This is a genomic window from Acetobacter sp. ESL1128 (assembly GCF_058505085.1).
In genome coordinates this window covers 473,727-488,991 of the sequence record NZ_CP196369.1, presented here as the reverse complement: position 1 = coordinate 488,991, position 15,265 = coordinate 473,727, and the positions used below count along the sequence as shown (strand labels likewise).

Here is a 15,265-nt window from a genome sequence, read left to right as displayed (position 1 = left end):
CATGGCGCGGTACGTCTGCTAGTCAGCAAGGCGAACGTTTAACCCGTACGCGACTGGCCTTGCTGCATCTGGCATGACTGACACGCCCGACAAAACCCAATCTTCCGGACAGACCCTTTCCGCCAGAGCGGAGGCGGCCCGCGCCGAGCGGCTTGCCCGCCAGGCTGCGGCACTGCGCGCCAACCTGCGCCGCCGCAAGGATCAGGCCCGGACCAGACAGGACCATAACACGGTGGAGGAGCCATCCCCCGCCACTACACAGCCCCCCGGTAATGGAGAGAGCAAGACATGCCCGTGATGCCCGATACATGGATCCGCCAGATGGCGCACGATCACGGCATGATCGAACCGTTTGTGGAAAGCCAGAAGCGCGAAGGCGTTATTTCCTACGGTCTGTCCTCCTACGGGTATGATGCCCGCGTGGCCGATGATTTCCGTATTTTTACGGATGTGAACAACGCCATTGTGGACCCCAAGAACTTCAGCCCCGAAGGTTTTGTGTCCCGCAAGGCGGATGAATGCATTATTCCGCCCAACAGCTTTGTGCTGGCCCATACCATTGAATACTTCCGTATTCCGCGGGATGTGCTGGTGGTCTGCCTTGGCAAGTCCACCTACGCGCGGTGCGGCATTATTGTAAACGTGACCCCGCTTGAACCGGAATGGGAAGGGCAGGTCACGATCGAGATCAGCAACACCACCCCCCTGCCCGCGCGCATTTACGCCAATGAGGGGATCTGCCAGTTCCTGTTCTTCAAGGGCGATTCCCCGTGCGAGACCAGCTACGCGGACCGTGCAGGCAAATATATGGGCCAGCGTGGCGTTGCCACGCCCCGGATGTAAAAACCATGGATCATTTTGTTATCCGCGGCGGCCGCCCCCTGCACGGCGAAATTACCATTGGCGGGGCCAAGAATGCGGGCCTCAAGCTGCTGGTGGCGGGGCTGCTGACCTCCGAACGGCTGGTGCTGTCCAACGTCCCCCATATTGCCGACATTGCCACCATGCGCGCCCTGCTGGAGCAGCACGGGCTGGAAGTGCATGATGTTACGGGCGATGGCTCCACCCTGTCGGTCGGGGGGGATATTACCAATACCGAAGCCCCGTATGACATTGTTTCCAAAATGCGGGCCTCCATTCTGGTGCTTGGCCCGCTACTGGCCCGCTGCCGGGAGGCGCGCGTGTCCCTCCCCGGTGGGTGCGCCATTGGCACCCGCCCGGTGGACCTCCACCTTAAAGGGCTGGAAACACTGGGCGCGGAAATTACGCTGGAAAACGGCTATATTAACGCCCGCGCTCCCAAGGGGCTTGTTGGCGACCGCATTATTCTGCCTTTTGCCTCGGTCGGGGCGACTGAAAACCTGATGATGGCGGCAACGCTTGCACAGGGCAAAACCGAAATCATTAACGCCGCGCGTGAGCCGGAAATGGTGGATCTGGCCAACTGCCTGAACGCCATGGGCGCCCGCATTACGGGTGCGGGCAGTTCCGCCATTTTAATTGATGGCGTGGAAGCCCTGCACGGTGCCGAACACCGCATTATGCCCGACCGTATTGAATGCGGCACCTATGCCTGTGCCGCCGCCATTACAGGCGGGGACCTGCGGCTGGTAGGCGGGCAGATGGACCATCTGGGCGCTGTTGTGCGTGCACTGGAAGAATGCGGAACCGAAGTCACGCAGGATGGGGACACCATGCGCGTGCGCCGCACCGGAGCGCTGCGCGGGATCGACATCATGACCGAGCCTTACCCCGGATTCCCGACCGATATGCAGGCCCAGTTCATGGCCCTGCTCTCGGTTGCCGAGGGTGCCTCCATGATTACCGAGACCATTTTTGAAAACCGGTTCATGCATGTGCCCGAGCTCAACCGCATGGGCGCGCGCATTAACGTCCACGGCTCTTCCGCCATTATCCGTGGGGTACACAGCCTGTCTGGCGCACCGGTTATGGCGACCGACCTGCGGGCCTCGTTCTCGCTCATTCTCGCAGGGCTTGCCGCCCATGGAGAGACCATTCTGAGCCGCGTGTACCACCTTGACCGGGGGTATGAGGCGGTGGAGCGCAAACTGGCCAAATGTGGCGCACTGATCGAGCGCGTGCGGGACTGAACGCCCGTTAACCCTCGACCCGAGCGCAAAAAAGCCGGAGCAGCATAAACTGCTCCGGCTTTTTTTATGCGTATCCCGCCTTCAGGCGAAATGGGGGGACAAGGCTCAGTCTTCCCACCACACGCTCAGAGTACGCACGCCCTGCGCACCGCGGATCAGCACACCCTGAATATCCGCCGTGGCGGATGGCCCGCTCATGAGCACACCATAATTGGCGGTGTGGAACTCGGGGCGGTCCATATAGGCCGTATGCATGTTGGCGGTCAGGTTTTTGGCCGACAGGATCACCACAATATGCTGGGTCAGATGGGCGGCAGAGTTCAGGTCCTGCAACTGGGCTTCGCTCAGGTAGATCGAACCCATTTCCGCAATGCCGAAGGGGGAGCGCACAACCAGCACATCCACCGAGGCGGCCTGCTGGGGTGTGCCCAGCTCTTCTATGCGGATCGTACCTTCAAAATCCGGCACGGCAGAGCAGATAACCTTGGAATCGGGGAAGCGGCGGGCAATGGCGATGGCCAGTGTGTCCCCCTCCTGCCGTTCCAGCACCTGCCCGCCCAGAATCTGGAGGCTGTTTTCAAACCGGGCCTGCCCGTTATCCATATCCCCCAGACGTGCAACGGGGGGGAGCGGGTGGGCCTTGGGGTCTGGCCTGTTATCGCGCAGGCGGGTCAGAATGGCATCGCGCGAGGTGCTCATGCGCTTTCCCCTTCCTTCTTTTTGGTTTTCAGGCGGTTCTGCTTGTACCAGCTATGGAAGGTCTGCTTGACCGGATGCGGCAGTTCGCGGTGCTTACCCCACGGGTTAAGCCAGTTATACAGCACAAAGCGCGGCATGGTGCTGAGCGCGACCTCGGTCCCGTTAATGGCGGCACGGTACAGGGTAGGCTGGCCCATAAGCTTGCCCGCCATGTGCATGACCTCACGCTTTACAAACGGCAATTCGTGGTGTTCGGCCAGAACACGCCGCCATTTGTAGAGCTGTTCGTGAATGTTGATCTTGACCGGGCACACATTGGTGCAGCTCCCGTTCATGGTCGAGGCAAAAGGCAGCGTGCTGTATTTGCGCTCGTTAAAGGTAGGGTCAATAATCGCGCCAATGGGGCCGGAATACACCGCACCATAGGACAGACCACCCGAACGGCGATAAACCGGGCAGGTATTCATACATGCGCCACAACGGATACATTTGAGCGAGGTCCAGAAGTCCTCCATGCCCAAACGGTGCGAACGCCCGTTATCCACCAGCACCACATGCATCTCGCTCCCTTTTTGCGGGCCACGGAAATGCGTTGTGTACTGCGTAATGGGCGAACCAAGGGCCGAGCGTGAAAGCAGGCGGATAAACACACCCATATCCGCCATACGCGGCACCAGCCGTTCGATCCCGATCGTGGCAATGTGCAGGCCGGGTACAGTCGCGCTCAGGTCGGCATTACCTTCATTGGTGCAGACAACAAAGGAGCCTGTTTCGGCCACCACAAAGTTGCCGCCGGTCATACCCGCATCGGCGGACAGAATAACCGGGCGGGCAGCCAGCCGCTGCTGCCATGCAAGGGACTGCGCGCTGTTGTCGTTGGGGTCCGTGTGATAGTGCTCGGCAAAAATCTTGGCGACATCGGGGATCAGCTTATGCACGGCTGGCACCACAATGTGGCTGGGCATCTGGTTATCCAGCTGCTGGATGCGCTCCCCAAGGTCGGTTTCCGTCACCACAACGCCGCGTGGTTCCAGATACTCGCGCATGCAGCATTCTTCGGTCACCATGGATTTGCTCTTGATGAGCGATTTGGCGCCGTGCTTTTCCAGAATTTCGCCAACGATGCGGTTATGTTCCGCGCCATCGGCTGCCCAGTGCACATGAATACCGTTCTTTTTGGCGTTGGCCTCAAACTGTTCAAGGTATTCTGGCAGGTTGGCCAGCGTGTGCTCCTTGATGGCGGATGCACGTGCGCGCAGTTCCTGCCATTCGGGCAGAATGTGCATCTGCCCATCACGCTTTTGCCGCAGGTCCCACAGCCGTTCGTCATGGAAATCCATGTGGGCGGTATCTTCGATAAACGCTTCAGCCGCCTTGGCGTGGTTGACAGGTTTGACTTTCATTCCCGCGCTCCATTCAGAATTTCAGCAATATGAATGAAGCGGATAGGAACACCGGCCCGCTCCGCACACCCTTGCTGGTGCATCATGCAGGACGTATCGGCCGAGACAATATACTCAGCCCCTGCCTGATGGTGGTCCCGCACCTTGTCCGTGCCCATTTTGGCCGAAACAGCCTCCTCCGTAACCGAGAAGGTGCCACCAAAACCGCAGCATTCATCCGGCCGTTTGGGTGTGGCAAAGGAAATACCCTTGACCTTGCCCAGCAGGTCCATGGGTTTGGAAAAGAACGGCTCACCCAGTTCGGACATGCTGGCCGTGCGCAGGGCGCGCAGGGTGCCGCAGCTGTTGTGCAGCCCCACCTTGTGCGGGAACTCCGCCCAGGGGAAGTCCTGCACCTTGAGCACATCGTGCAAAAACTCGACCAGCTCAAACGTGTTTTCACGCACATGGCGCACGTCATCGGTCTGCTCGATGGCGTCAAAATTATCGCGCACATGGTGCGTGCAACTGCCGGACGGCATGACAATAGCATCATACCTGGCAAAGTTTTTAACAAACAGTGCCTCTGCCGCAGCCGCATCCTTGTTGCAGCCCGAATTGGCCATGGGCTGGCCGCAGCAGGTCTGGTTCATTGGATATTCCACATCCTGCCCCAGCTTTTCCAGCAGTTCCAGTGTGGCAATCCCCGCGTTTGGATAAAACGCGTCTATATAACAGGGAATAAACAACCCGATTTTCATACGCACCCCCGGTAAAGAAGCGAGCCTCCTCAGCTCGCTGCAATCACAATTTCCACTAACGATGGGCCATCAGTCGCCAAGGCGGCCTCCAGTGCGGGGGCAATATCTGCCGCCCGTGTCACTTTGGTGGAGGGCACCCCCATGGAACGGGCGAGCGCCTGATAGTCTATGCTCGGGTTAACAATATCCATGGCCGGATATGTGCCCTCCCGCGCGGAAATATAATCTTTCTGCTGCCGCATGAAGTTCTTGAGCACGTTGTACTCCTGATTATTCATGACCACAAAAGTAACGGGCAGCTTTTCATGTGCCGCAGTCCACAATGCCTGTGGCGAATACAGGGCCGCCCCATCCCCCACAAGGGAGACCACACGCTCGCGCCCAAGGCCGAGTGAGGCCCCAACCGCTGCGGGCATGCCCCAGCCCAGCGCACCGCCACGCAGGAACGAATACTGCGCAGACCACGCACTTTCCAAAAACAGACGCACATCAGAGGATGTGGCTATGGCCTCATCCACAATGGCAATATCCGGCCCCACGGCGCGCACCACTTCCCACGCGGCAACGCTGGGGTGGATGACCGCATCGCTACGGTGGGCCTGCATGGCCTGCCTGGCCTGCGCCTTATGCTGCATGCGCTGGGCGGCCACACGCTCGCCCGCCGCGTGGTAGGCCGCGGCTCTGCCCTGTGTGAGCACCTGCAACTCGGGCAGCAGGGCCTGAAGCGACGCCCGCACATCCCCCACGACCGAGAGCGGGGTCCAGAACGTGCGCCCAAGGTCCCTTACATCGGACGACATCTGATACACCGCACAGCTTGGCGGCAGGGCCGGGCCTTCGGTGTAGAGAATGGTAATGAGCGATTTACCACCAAGGGCAAAAATGGCGTCATACGCGCCCAGTGTCTGCGCAATGGCGGTTGCCTGTGTGGGCAGGTTGCCGCACCACAACGGGTGTGCTGTGGCAAAGGGAATGCGCGACGGCCAGGAAGACCCATAAACCGGCGCACCCAGGCACTGGGCCACGGCGGCGACCTCGGCTGCCGCATCGGAGCCGTACACCTCGTCCCCCGCAATAATGGCCAGCCGCCCCGGTGCTATGCCCGCAAGCGCACGGGCCAGCTCGGGCAGGCCACCGGCCACAGCCTGCCGGTTGATCTGCGACGGCGCACCAATATCCACCGCACTCAGCTCCTCCATGACGTCCATGGGGAGCGAGAGGAACACAGGCCCGGCGGGGGCTGCCGTGGAATCATGGAAGGCGCGGCGCAGCAGCACGGGCAACTGGTCCGCATGGGCGACTTCCTGCGCCCATTTAACGGCGGGGCGGGCAATCTGCACCAGATCCCCGAACAGTAGCGGGTCGGAAATGGTATGGCGCGAATCCTGCTGCCCCGCGGTCACCACCAGCGGCGTTTGCGAGACACTGGCGTTTAGCAGGTTCCCCAGCCCATGCCCCAGCCCGCCCGCCGTATGCAGGTTTAAAAAACCCGGCTTGCGGGCGGCCTGCGCATAGCCATCGGCCATGGCCACAACGCTGGCCTCCTGCAACCCCAGTACGTAATGCACGTCGGGTATTTCCAGCAGCGCGTCTATCAGCGGGAGTTCGGTGGTGCCGGGGTTGCCAAAAATGTAATCAACCCCCTCGCTCCGCAACACCTCCAGCAATACGGCAGCCCCACGGCGCAGTTGCCCTCCGGCTGTATCCACCCCTGTTATGCCTGACATGCCTTATGCTCCCCTGCGCTGTTGCGCGCCTTGCACCTGTGTCCGCCGTTATCTAACCCGCTACGGGCCACACCGTGTGCAGCGCGGCCCTGTGCTGGCTACTCCGCCGCCAGCTTCTGCCCTTTAAGGGCTGCGGGTTCCGGCCCGCCAGTAGCCCAGTCCAGCAGTTCCACCGTGTGCACAAACGGCAGCCCGGCCTCCCCTGCAAGCTGGGTCATGCACCCGATGTTGCCGCTGGCGGCAATCTGGGCATGTACGGAGCGGATGTTGCGCAGCTTGCGCTCCTTCAGCTCATTGGCAATGTCTGGCTGGAGCAGGTTGTAGGTGCCAGCAGACCCACAGCACAGGTAGCCCTCGGGCACGTCCAGCACGGTAAACCCTGCCTCACGCAGCAGGTCCTTGGGCTGGTTCACAATCCGCTGGCCGTGCTGCATGGAACACGCGGAATGGTACACCACCCGCAGCCCCGTGGGGGTGGCAGGTTTTTCCAGCCCGATCTCGACCATAAACTCGGTAATGTCCCGCGCCATGGCGGACACGCGCGCGGCCTTGTCCGCCCATTCCGGGTCCAGCCTGAGTGCGTGGCCATAGGCCTTGATAGATGTGCCACAGCCGGATGTGTTGATGACAATGGCATCCAGCCCGTCCGGGCCATCGGCCTCACGCAGCCAGGCGTCAATATTGGCCTTGACCAGTGGCAGGGCCTGCGCCTCGTCCCCCATATGTTCGGCAGGGGCACCACAGCAGCCTGAACCTGCTGCGACCACCACCTCTACCCCATGGCGCTGGAGCAGGCGGATTGTGGCTTCGTTAATGGCTGTGTCCAGCACGGTCTGCACGCAGCCGTTAAGCAGCGCCACACGCTTGCGCGGTTTGACCGCCTTGCCTGCCTGCGGCGCGGGCAAAAATGTTTGCGGCCGGTCCACCGGGCTGGGAGCGGGCAACGGGTTGGTTGGCACCATATCCAGCATGGCACGCAGGGTGCCCGAGAACAGCCCCCGGAAGGGCCTGCCCAGACGCCCGCCAAAAATGGCAAGGCGGAACAGGCGGGCATTGGGAATAAGCCGGACCAGCAGTTCGCGCACGGCGCGCTGGAAGAGCGGGCGTTTGTAATGCTCCTCCACATATTCACGGCCATGAGCGATCAGTTTGGAGTATTCCACGCCTGACGGGCAAATGGCCTCACACGCAAGGCAGGTCAGGCAGCGGTCCAGATGTTCGACCGTTTTGGCATCAGGCACGCCACCTTTTTCGTACATGTCCTTCATAAGGAAAATACGGCCGCGCGGGCTGTCGTTTTCCTCATGCTTGACGGCGTATGTGGGGCAACGCGAGAGGCACACGCCACAATGGACGCAGTTGCCAATAATGTCCTTGGCCAACTGCACGTTCGGGTCCGCATCCAGCGCGGCCTGGGGAATATGGCTGAGCATTGGGGCGTCTCCTATGCCTGAACGGTCATGCGGCCGGGGTTGAGAATACCTGCCGGGTCAAAGGCTGTGCGGGTGCGCGCGGCCAGTGCTGCAACACCTGCACTGACGGGCGGGAACGCACCAAACTGGGCACGCACCGCATCGGGCGCACGCAGCAGGGTTGCACGCGCGCCTGCTTTTTCCGCCATTTTACGGTAACGCAGGGTATCCACCTCGGGCTGCACGCCGCGCATGGTGGAGAACACCACACCGCCGGCCCAGTCCACAAAAAAGCGGTTGATGCAGCCTGCACTGCGCGCCTGCTCCACAAAGGCGGGCATGGTTGTGGCGGGCAGGTTAACACGCCACACCAGCTCGTCCGGTTTGGCATTCAGGCAGTCCAGTTCACGCACACCGGCCCACAGGGCGCGGCTCTGCTCCTGCTCCAGCACCACCATGCCACCACGGGTGGCCAGCATGCCATTGAGCACCTGCTGGTTGCCCGCAACGCCGGGCACCGTGCCTTCCACGCGCACCAGCAGCTCGCACACCCCTGCGGCATTGACCCTGCGGGCCAGCCCGCCAAGCCCCAGCGGAAGGGCGCGCATTCTGGCAAACAGGGCTACGTCCTCCTCCAGTGGGGCGGCGGGCAGCACCAGAGTTACCTCCGCCCGTGGAGCGGGCAGCACCTTGAGTGTAACGGTTGTGAGTGCTGCCAGCGTACCGTTGGCCCCTGTTACCAGTTTGCTGATGTCGTAGCCGGTCACGTTCTTCATGGTCCGGCCGCCAGCCTTGAACACATCGCCCTGACCGTTCACGCCTTCCACGCCCAGAACAAAGTCCCTTGCTGCCCCGGTCAGAATCCGGCGCGAGCCAGACAGGGCGGTGGAAACCGCCCCACCCAGTGTGCTGCGCGCGCCATTGGTGCCATACAACCCGGCATAGCGTGGGGGTTCAAACGGCAGGTATTGCCCTTTTTGCGCCAGAACCTGCTCGACCTCATCCAGCGTGGCGCCAACACCTGCGCGAATCACCAGATCATCGGGGTCATAAAAATCTATCTGATCCAGCCCGCCCAGTTCCAGCACGCGGGTAGCGGCAACCGGGTTACCCAGCCCGGCACGGGTGCCATTGCCCCGCACCACCAGAGGCTCGCCCCGGCTGGCCGCGTCCATAAGAATATCTGCAACGTCCTGTGTTGTGGCAGGACGCATGGATGCAGTGGTTTGTGTGTCTGTCATGCTTGCAATGCCCTACCAGAATCAGAAACGCGGAATATCCGCAAAACGCAGGTTGCCGTTATGCACATGCATCCGCCCGAACTCCGCACAGCGGCACAGGGTGGGGAACATCTTGCCCGGGTTCAGCAGGTCCTTGGGGTCAAACGCACATTTGACCATCTGCTGCTGCTGTAAATCCACTTCGGTAAACTGGTGGGTCATCAGGTCACGTTTTTCAACGCCAATACCGTGTTCGCCGCTGAGCACCCCGCCCGCATCCACGCAGGCGATCAGCACATCGGCCCCGAACTCCTCGGCTTTTTCCAGATCGCCCGGTTTGGCGGCATCATACATGATGATGGGGTGCAGGTTGCCATCCCCCGCATGGAAGCAGTTGGCGTAATCCAGCCCATATTTTTTGGACATGTCCGCCATCTTGTTCAGCACCTCGGGCAGCTTGTTGCGCGGGATGGTGCCGTCCGTGCAGTAATAATCCGGGCAGAGCTTGCCAATGGCGGAAAATGCCAGCTTGCGGCTGCTCCATATGCGCTGGCGCTCTTCCTCCGTGGTGCTGACCTTGAGCTCAATAGCCCCCTGCCCACGCGCCACATCGCTGACCACACCAACCAGTGCGTCCACCTCAACCGCCGTGCCATCAAGCTCGCACAGCAGGAGTGCGGCCGTGCGGTCATCAAACTTTTCCTTGATCAGGACGGAAACCGCATCAAGCACCTTGCGGTCCATGAACTCCAGACCCGCAGGAATAATACCCACGCCAATAATGGCACCCACACATTCGCACGCTTCCTCCACGGACGCGAAGCTCATGGAAATAACGCGCGCAACTTCGGGCACGGGTTCCAGCCGCACGGCAATTTCGGTCACGACCGCCAACAGCCCTTCAGAGCCGGTCAGCACCCCCATAAGGTCCAGCTCACCTTCGGCCGCGCCAAGGTAGGCCCCGCCCAGTTCCACCATTTCGCCGGTCATCAGCACGGCCTGAATGCCCAGAATATGGTTGGCGGTCACACCGTATTTAAGGCAGTGCACGCCCCCGGCATTTTCCGCCACATTGCCACCAATGGTGGAGATCAACTGGCTGGACGGGTCAGGCATGTAGCACAGGCCAAGATGGCTGACGGCCTCGGTAATTTTAATATTGGGCACACCCGGCTGCACGCGGGCTACGCGGTTGTGTTCATCCACCGCCAGCACGTTGCACAGGCGGGACGTAACCAGCAGCACGCCATCTTCCAGCGGCAGGGCACCACCCGAGAGCGATGTGCCAGAACCACGGGGAACAATCTTGACGCCTTTTTCGTTGCAGAAACGCAGAACAGCCTGCACTTCCTGCGCAGACCCCGGCAGCACGACCAGCAGCGGCATGGCCATATAGGCGGTAATGCCATCGCACTGGTAAGGCCTGCGCTGTGCATCGTCGGAAATAACCCAGTCTTTTCCCACAATCTGGCGCAGACCCTGCGCCAGTGCATCACGCTGGCTTATAATGGTCTGGTTGGGTTCGGGCATCTGCATTCTTGTTCTCTTTCATACTGCGTTGCCGCGTCATGGAAGAAAAAAGGCAGTCTGCCTGCCTCCTTTGCTCCGTCCGTCAGTGGCGCCGTGCTGTGGTGTTATAACAACATTATCGCGCTAATGAAACGGATGGAGCGGATGACAGCAATAGAACCTGTTCTGCGTCAAGCGCAGCGCTATGTTCAGGCTGCTGCCGTGGTTTCCCCCAACTGTGCCAGAGGCTGCATGAGCAGGTGGTTGTGCGAGTAGTCAACCGGCACGGCAATAACCACCGGACCTTCCACATCCATGGCCTCGCGCAGGGCCTGCCGCACGCCATCTTCCGTTGTGGCCGTAATGCCTTTTGCCCCGCAGGCTTCTGCATATTTTGCAAAATCGATCGGGCCAAAATGCACGCCGGAGCCACGGCCGTACTTCTTCTGCTCCTGAATTTCGACCATGTTGTAGGCCTGATCAATCCAGACCATATGGATCAGATTGCACTTCAGGCGCACGGCTGTTTCCAGCTCCATGCTCGACATCATGAATCCGCCATCGCCAGAAATTGAAACAACTTTTTGCGATGGGTTAACAAGGCTGGCCGCAATCCCCCACGGCAGGCCCACACCCATGGTCTGCTGGCCGTTGCTGATAAGCACCTGACGCGCCCGGAAGGAGAGCAGATAACGCGCCAGCCAGATATGGAATGTTCCCATATCCAGGCACAGGGTCATGTCCGGGGTTACAAACTGTTCCAGCTCACGCACGATCTGGAGCGGGTGCACGGCGGAGTTGCTGCTGCTGCGTGCCGTAAGCAGCGCAGTGCTGCGGGCTTTTTTATACCCTTCCAGCACCGCTTCCAGCTCCGGCGCGCGGGCAAGGCCACCAGCTTTGCCGCCCAGCCCTTCAAGGGTCAGGGCAATGTCACCGATCAGTTCAATGGCGGGCACAAAGGCATTGTCGAGTTCAGCCGCCACAATATCAATATTGATAATCTGGCGGGCGTCATTCACGTTCCACAGCCACGGGTCATATTCCACCGGGTTGTAGCCCACGGCCACCACCACATCGGCCTCGTGCAGAAGCTGGTCCCCATGCTGGTTGCGGAACAGGCCGATACGCCCGCCAAAGCGGTCCACCAGCTCTTCCGATACGGCACCAGCTGCCTGATACGTCCCCACAACCGGCACGCCTGTCTGTTTGACAAAAGCGCGCACGGCATCTGCCACATCCGGGCGGCTGGCCAGCATGCCCAAAAGCATGACGGGACGCTTGGCTTTTTTAAGCAGCGTTGCGGCCTCTGCCACCACATCCGCCGGTGCCCCACCCATGCGCGGGGCCAGACGGTCCGCCAGAACCGGGGCATTGGCAGGCATGGACAGCACATCCATGGGCGTGCTGACAAATGCTGCACCCGGCCGCCCGCTTTCTGCAAAGCGGAAGGCATTGGCCATAACTTCCGAAATGGCGGTGGGGGTGGTCAGTTCCACGCTGTATTTGGTTACGGGGCGGAACAGGCTGACCGTATCCATGGTCTGGTGTGTCAGCTTAAGCCGGTCTGCCAGCTTGACCGCACCACCAATGGCCAGAACGGGGTCCCCTTCCGAATTGGCGGTGGCCAGCCCGGTAATAAAGTTGGAAGCACCGGGGCCAGATGTTGCAATGCACACCCCGGCCTTGCCGGTAATGCGCCCAAGGCCCCCGGCAATAAAGGCGGCATTCTGCTCATGCCGGGTCACAACGGTTTCGATCGAGGAATCAACCAGCGCGTCAAACAGCCGGTCCACCTTGGCACCGGGAATACCAAACACATGGGTAATGCCATGCGCTTCCAGATTTTTGACAATAAGCTCCGCACCGCATTGTGCAGTGGTATCTGCCATTTTGGTCATTGTTGTAAAAACCCTCAGGTCAGGCGGGGTTGCGGGAGGAAAAGTCGCGCAACAACCCCGTGCAGTTCAAAAAAAACAAACAGGTCAGGCCGGTAAGGTGTCAGCCACCTTCGGCAATGCGAATGGCTTCACTCAGGCTTTCGGGGTTCAGGTTGGCCTGCGCAAACTGCTTTGTGCGCGGCAACTGCACCTGAAGGTCGGAAATTGTGGCAACCTCAAGCATACCCTTAACAATTCTGTATTCGGTCACATGCCCACCGCGCTTATGGTCCTCGGACAGAAAGTGCAGGTGATAGCCAGCAACATTCACGCCCTGCATGTAAACCGGGCTGCGGAAGCCGATCATGGTTCCGGTAACCGATTCCAAGGTAAAGGTTGGCTGCTTTTTAACCACTTCGAGCATATGCGGGTACGGCTTGCACTGGCAGAACACCGTGCGCGTATCCACCCGCTCGAACAGGCCGGTAAAGCGCACCGCACCAAACAGGTTGGGGTTGCCAAGCAGGTGGTCCACCAGCTCTTCAAAACTTTCCTTGTCCTTGGGCGTGTCGATCATCACGTTTTTTTCGGGTTCGAAATACGTCACGCAGGCAAAGGGAGTTTTGAGCGAGCCGGGCACTTCTGCTGCCAGCCCTTCCGCACGGAACTGGCGCACAACGCCGTCCGTTACAATCATTTCCCCATCAAGGGAGTTAAAGGTGCCAAGGCCGAAATTGCCGTGCTGGAGCAGTTCATCCAGCGTGGTTTCCCCGTCGTACACCGCGTCCAGCAGGGCAGCCATGGTGGAGGTCTGGTAAAGGCGGTTCACTGGTGGCTTGCCCACAACCCCGTTCCCCAACGCCGCGGACCGCAGATCTATATCCGCTACCGGCTGCTTTACCATGCTCAACACTCCTTCAAACGCTTAACGGCCCATACTCATCTGACGCAGATGTTATAACGGCTTGAAGCAGTCTTCCAATATATCTTGGCGGTGTTATCCATATCGGATATATATGGGTTATGGACATCCGACACCTGCGCTATTTTGTAACCGTGGCCGAACATGGCTCCATTACCCGCGCGGCCGAAGCGCTGGGCATGGAACAGCCCCCCCTGAGCCAGCAGATCCGCCAGCTTGAAAAAAACCTTGGCGTGGTCCTGTTCGAGCGCCTGACGCGCGGCGTCAAACTGACCGACATCGGGGCCGTGCTCCTCCCGCGCGCCAGAACCATTCTGGACCTGCAGGCCCAGTTTCTTTCCACCGCGCAAGGTCTGGCTCGGGGGGAAATGGGGCATATCCGTCTGGGCCTTGCGGGGGCTGTCTCGCTTTTGCCGGTTATCCCGTTCACTATCCGCCGGTTCCGGGAAATGGCGCCCGATGTCACCATTTTTCTGGAGGAGAGCAATACGCCCTCCCTATGCACCGCGTTGCACGAACCCAGCGTGGACATAGCCATTGTGCGCCCCCCTGTGCCCGACCCCGTGCGACTTTCGGTTTTTCATCTGCTGGATGAACCCACGGTTATTGCCCTGCCGCGTGGGCACAAGCTGGCCGATACCCCCGTGATCAGTCTGGACATGGTGGCACAGGACCCGCTGATTATCTTCCCGCGGGAACTGGGGCCGGGCTTTCATGATGCCATTCTCTCAGCCTATCAGGTGGCCGGGGTAACACCCGTTATGGGGCAACAGGCCCCGCAGATTGCGGGCACCATTCCGCTGGTGGCCGCAGGGCTTGGGGTTTCGGTTGTGCCGCGCTCACTCAGCCAGATTCATGCCGGGGGGGTCACCTTCCATACCATTAGCGAGCCCGCCCCACGGGCCACATTGGCCGTGGCCATACGTGCGGGCCAGAACATGCCGCTGGTCACCCGCTTTGCCAGCGTGCTGCGCACGGCCTGCCGCAAATGGACAAACCGGCAGCCAGAACAGGACTTTTTTGATCTGGAATAGCAGGCGGGGCCAAAATGGCTGCGCCACCGGGGCTAAAAGGCGTATCCCCTTGCATCGACCACGGCCCTGAGCACAAAAAACGTGCGGGTCTGGCGCACATGGGGCAGAACGCTCAGCACCTCGGCATGGAAGCGGTCAAAACCTTCCATATCCCCAACACGGATTTTTAAAAAATAGTCAAAATCCCCTGCCACTAGGTAGCAGTCCAGCACTGCTGGCTGGGCAGCCATGGCGGCCTCGAACATGGGAAAACTGTCTGCCGCACGCTCCAGCACAACCCCGACCAGCACCACCATGCCCAGCCCGACCCGGCTGGCATTGACCTTGGCCTGTACGGCGGAAATATACCCTTCATCAAACAGCCGCTGCACCCGGCGGTGGCAGGTGGCGGGGCTGAACTGCACCTTGTCCGCCAGATCGTTGTTGTGGATGCGCCCGTTATTTTGCAACAGGCGCAAAATCTGCCGGTCCGTCTTGTCCAGACAGTTTTCCATGGAACCCTGCTCTCCAATTACCCAAATATATGAAATTTTGTTATTTGTTTTTCATTAAAAGAGAAATATTCCATCATCAGAGTTCTTCTTTTTGAACAAAAACTGTCTGCCCCCTGC

General features: G+C 60.1%; 14 protein-coding genes. 4 read left to right on the top strand and 10 right to left on the bottom strand.

What is annotated here, in order from left to right; all coding sequences use genetic code 11:
• Positions 1-73 precede the first annotated feature (73 nt).
• Genes ACSYTG_RS02360 through murA form a run of 3 tightly spaced genes read left to right on the top strand, consistent with a single transcriptional unit; the run spans position 74 to position 2,111 of the window.
• Positions 74-298 carry a hypothetical protein gene (locus tag ACSYTG_RS02360; protein WP_415442983.1) on the top strand — a complete coding sequence of 75 codons (225 nt, stop codon included), beginning with the start codon at positions 74-76 and terminating at the stop codon, positions 296-298.
• The gene (gene dcd / locus ACSYTG_RS02355) at positions 289-843 is read left to right on the top strand and encodes a dCTP deaminase (RefSeq protein ID WP_086645811.1); all 555 of its coding nucleotides are present in this window, start codon (positions 289-291) and stop codon (positions 841-843) included. Before ACSYTG_RS02360 ends, dcd begins: the two co-directional genes overlap by 10 nt.
• Positions 844-848: 5 nt before the next feature.
• Positions 849-2,111: a UDP-N-acetylglucosamine 1-carboxyvinyltransferase gene (gene murA / locus ACSYTG_RS02350; protein WP_086645810.1), complete on the top strand. Its 1,263-nt coding sequence runs from the start codon at positions 849-851 to the stop codon at positions 2,109-2,111.
• Between the two features lie 105 nt (positions 2,112-2,216).
• Here murA and ACSYTG_RS02345 read toward each other — a convergent pair whose 3' ends face one another.
• The 9 genes from ACSYTG_RS02345 to budA all read right to left on the bottom strand — a co-directional run bounded on the left by ACSYTG_RS02345 (position 2,217) and on the right by budA (position 13,602).
• Complete coding sequence (locus ACSYTG_RS02345) at positions 2,217-2,810, bottom strand: LutC/YkgG family protein (RefSeq protein ID WP_489783926.1); 594 nt, start codon at positions 2,808-2,810, stop codon at positions 2,217-2,219.
• Entirely contained in the window at positions 2,807-4,213 is a 1,407-nt protein-coding gene (locus ACSYTG_RS02340; protein ID WP_086645808.1) for a lactate utilization protein B, read from the bottom strand. Before ACSYTG_RS02340 ends, ACSYTG_RS02345 begins: the two co-directional genes overlap by 4 nt.
• Entirely contained in the window at positions 4,210-4,953 is a 744-nt protein-coding gene (locus ACSYTG_RS02335) for a (Fe-S)-binding protein (RefSeq protein ID WP_166116054.1), read from the bottom strand. The genes ACSYTG_RS02340 and ACSYTG_RS02335 overlap by 4 nt, the downstream gene beginning before the upstream one ends.
• A gap of 29 nt (positions 4,954-4,982) precedes the next feature.
• The gene (locus ACSYTG_RS02330; RefSeq protein ID WP_253530268.1) at positions 4,983-6,680 is read right to left on the bottom strand and encodes a thiamine pyrophosphate-binding protein; all 1,698 of its coding nucleotides are present in this window, start codon (positions 6,678-6,680) and stop codon (positions 4,983-4,985) included.
• 98 nt (positions 6,681-6,778) lie between these two features.
• The gene (gene glcF, locus ACSYTG_RS02325) at positions 6,779-8,113 is read right to left on the bottom strand and encodes a glycolate oxidase subunit GlcF (protein ID WP_095349767.1); all 1,335 of its coding nucleotides are present in this window, start codon (positions 8,111-8,113) and stop codon (positions 6,779-6,781) included.
• 11 nt (positions 8,114-8,124) lie between these two features.
• Positions 8,125-9,333, bottom strand: coding sequence for an FAD-binding protein (locus ACSYTG_RS02320; RefSeq protein WP_489783927.1), 1,209 nt, complete (start codon positions 9,331-9,333; stop codon positions 8,125-8,127).
• 21 nt (positions 9,334-9,354) lie between these two features.
• Positions 9,355-10,848 (bottom strand): FAD-linked oxidase C-terminal domain-containing protein, encoded by a 1,494-nt coding sequence (locus ACSYTG_RS02315; RefSeq protein ID WP_086645803.1) that lies wholly within the window; start codon positions 10,846-10,848, stop codon positions 9,355-9,357.
• Positions 10,849-11,030: 182 nt separating this feature from the next.
• Positions 11,031-12,719, bottom strand: a complete 1,689-nt coding sequence (alsS, locus tag ACSYTG_RS02310; protein ID WP_489783928.1) for an acetolactate synthase AlsS — start codon at positions 12,717-12,719, stop codon at positions 11,031-11,033.
• A 100-nt stretch (positions 12,720-12,819) separates the two neighbouring features.
• A complete protein-coding gene (gene budA / locus ACSYTG_RS02305) occupies positions 12,820-13,602 on the bottom strand; it encodes an acetolactate decarboxylase (RefSeq protein ID WP_086645801.1) in 783 nt (260 codons plus the stop codon).
• A gap of 119 nt (positions 13,603-13,721) precedes the next feature.
• Between budA and ACSYTG_RS02300 the strand changes: the two genes are divergently transcribed.
• On the top strand, positions 13,722-14,654 hold the full coding sequence (locus ACSYTG_RS02300; RefSeq protein WP_086645800.1) for a LysR family transcriptional regulator: 933 nt from the start codon (positions 13,722-13,724) through the stop codon (positions 14,652-14,654).
• Between the two features lie 32 nt (positions 14,655-14,686).
• On the opposite strand, the gene ACSYTG_RS02295 is transcribed toward ACSYTG_RS02300, so the two are convergent.
• Positions 14,687-15,148 (bottom strand): Lrp/AsnC family transcriptional regulator, encoded by a 462-nt coding sequence (locus ACSYTG_RS02295; protein WP_489783929.1) that lies wholly within the window; start codon positions 15,146-15,148, stop codon positions 14,687-14,689.
• Positions 15,149-15,265: the final 117 nt, after the last annotated feature.

Bases quoted from the DNA above. Each gene is read 5' to 3' on its own strand.
- ACSYTG_RS02360 (WP_415442983.1), top strand. From the start codon at position 74: ATGACTGACACGCCCGACAAAACCCAATCTTCCGGACAGACCCTTTCC.
- ACSYTG_RS02320 (WP_489783927.1), bottom strand. From the start codon at position 9,333: ATGACAGACACACAAACCACTGCATCCATGCGTCCTGCCACAACACAG.
- ACSYTG_RS02295 (WP_489783929.1), bottom strand. From the start codon at position 15,148: ATGGAAAACTGTCTGGACAAGACGGACCGGCAGATTTTGCGCCTGTTG.
- glcF (WP_095349767.1), bottom strand. From the start codon at position 8,113: ATGCTCAGCCATATTCCCCAGGCCGCGCTGGATGCGGACCCGAACGTG.
- ACSYTG_RS02345 (WP_489783926.1), bottom strand. From the start codon at position 2,810: ATGAGCACCTCGCGCGATGCCATTCTGACCCGCCTGCGCGATAACAGG.
- ACSYTG_RS02315 (WP_086645803.1), bottom strand. From the start codon at position 10,848: ATGCAGATGCCCGAACCCAACCAGACCATTATAAGCCAGCGTGATGCA.
- dcd (WP_086645811.1), top strand. From the start codon at position 289: ATGCCCGTGATGCCCGATACATGGATCCGCCAGATGGCGCACGATCAC.
- murA (WP_086645810.1), top strand. From the start codon at position 849: ATGGATCATTTTGTTATCCGCGGCGGCCGCCCCCTGCACGGCGAAATT.
- budA (WP_086645801.1), bottom strand. From the start codon at position 13,602: ATGGTAAAGCAGCCGGTAGCGGATATAGATCTGCGGTCCGCGGCGTTG.
- alsS (WP_489783928.1), bottom strand. From the start codon at position 12,719: ATGACCAAAATGGCAGATACCACTGCACAATGCGGTGCGGAGCTTATT.
- ACSYTG_RS02340 (WP_086645808.1), bottom strand. From the start codon at position 4,213: ATGAAAGTCAAACCTGTCAACCACGCCAAGGCGGCTGAAGCGTTTATC.
- ACSYTG_RS02330 (WP_253530268.1), bottom strand. From the start codon at position 6,680: ATGTCAGGCATAACAGGGGTGGATACAGCCGGAGGGCAACTGCGCCGT.
- ACSYTG_RS02335 (WP_166116054.1), bottom strand. From the start codon at position 4,953: ATGAAAATCGGGTTGTTTATTCCCTGTTATATAGACGCGTTTTATCCA.
- ACSYTG_RS02300 (WP_086645800.1), top strand. From the start codon at position 13,722: ATGGACATCCGACACCTGCGCTATTTTGTAACCGTGGCCGAACATGGC.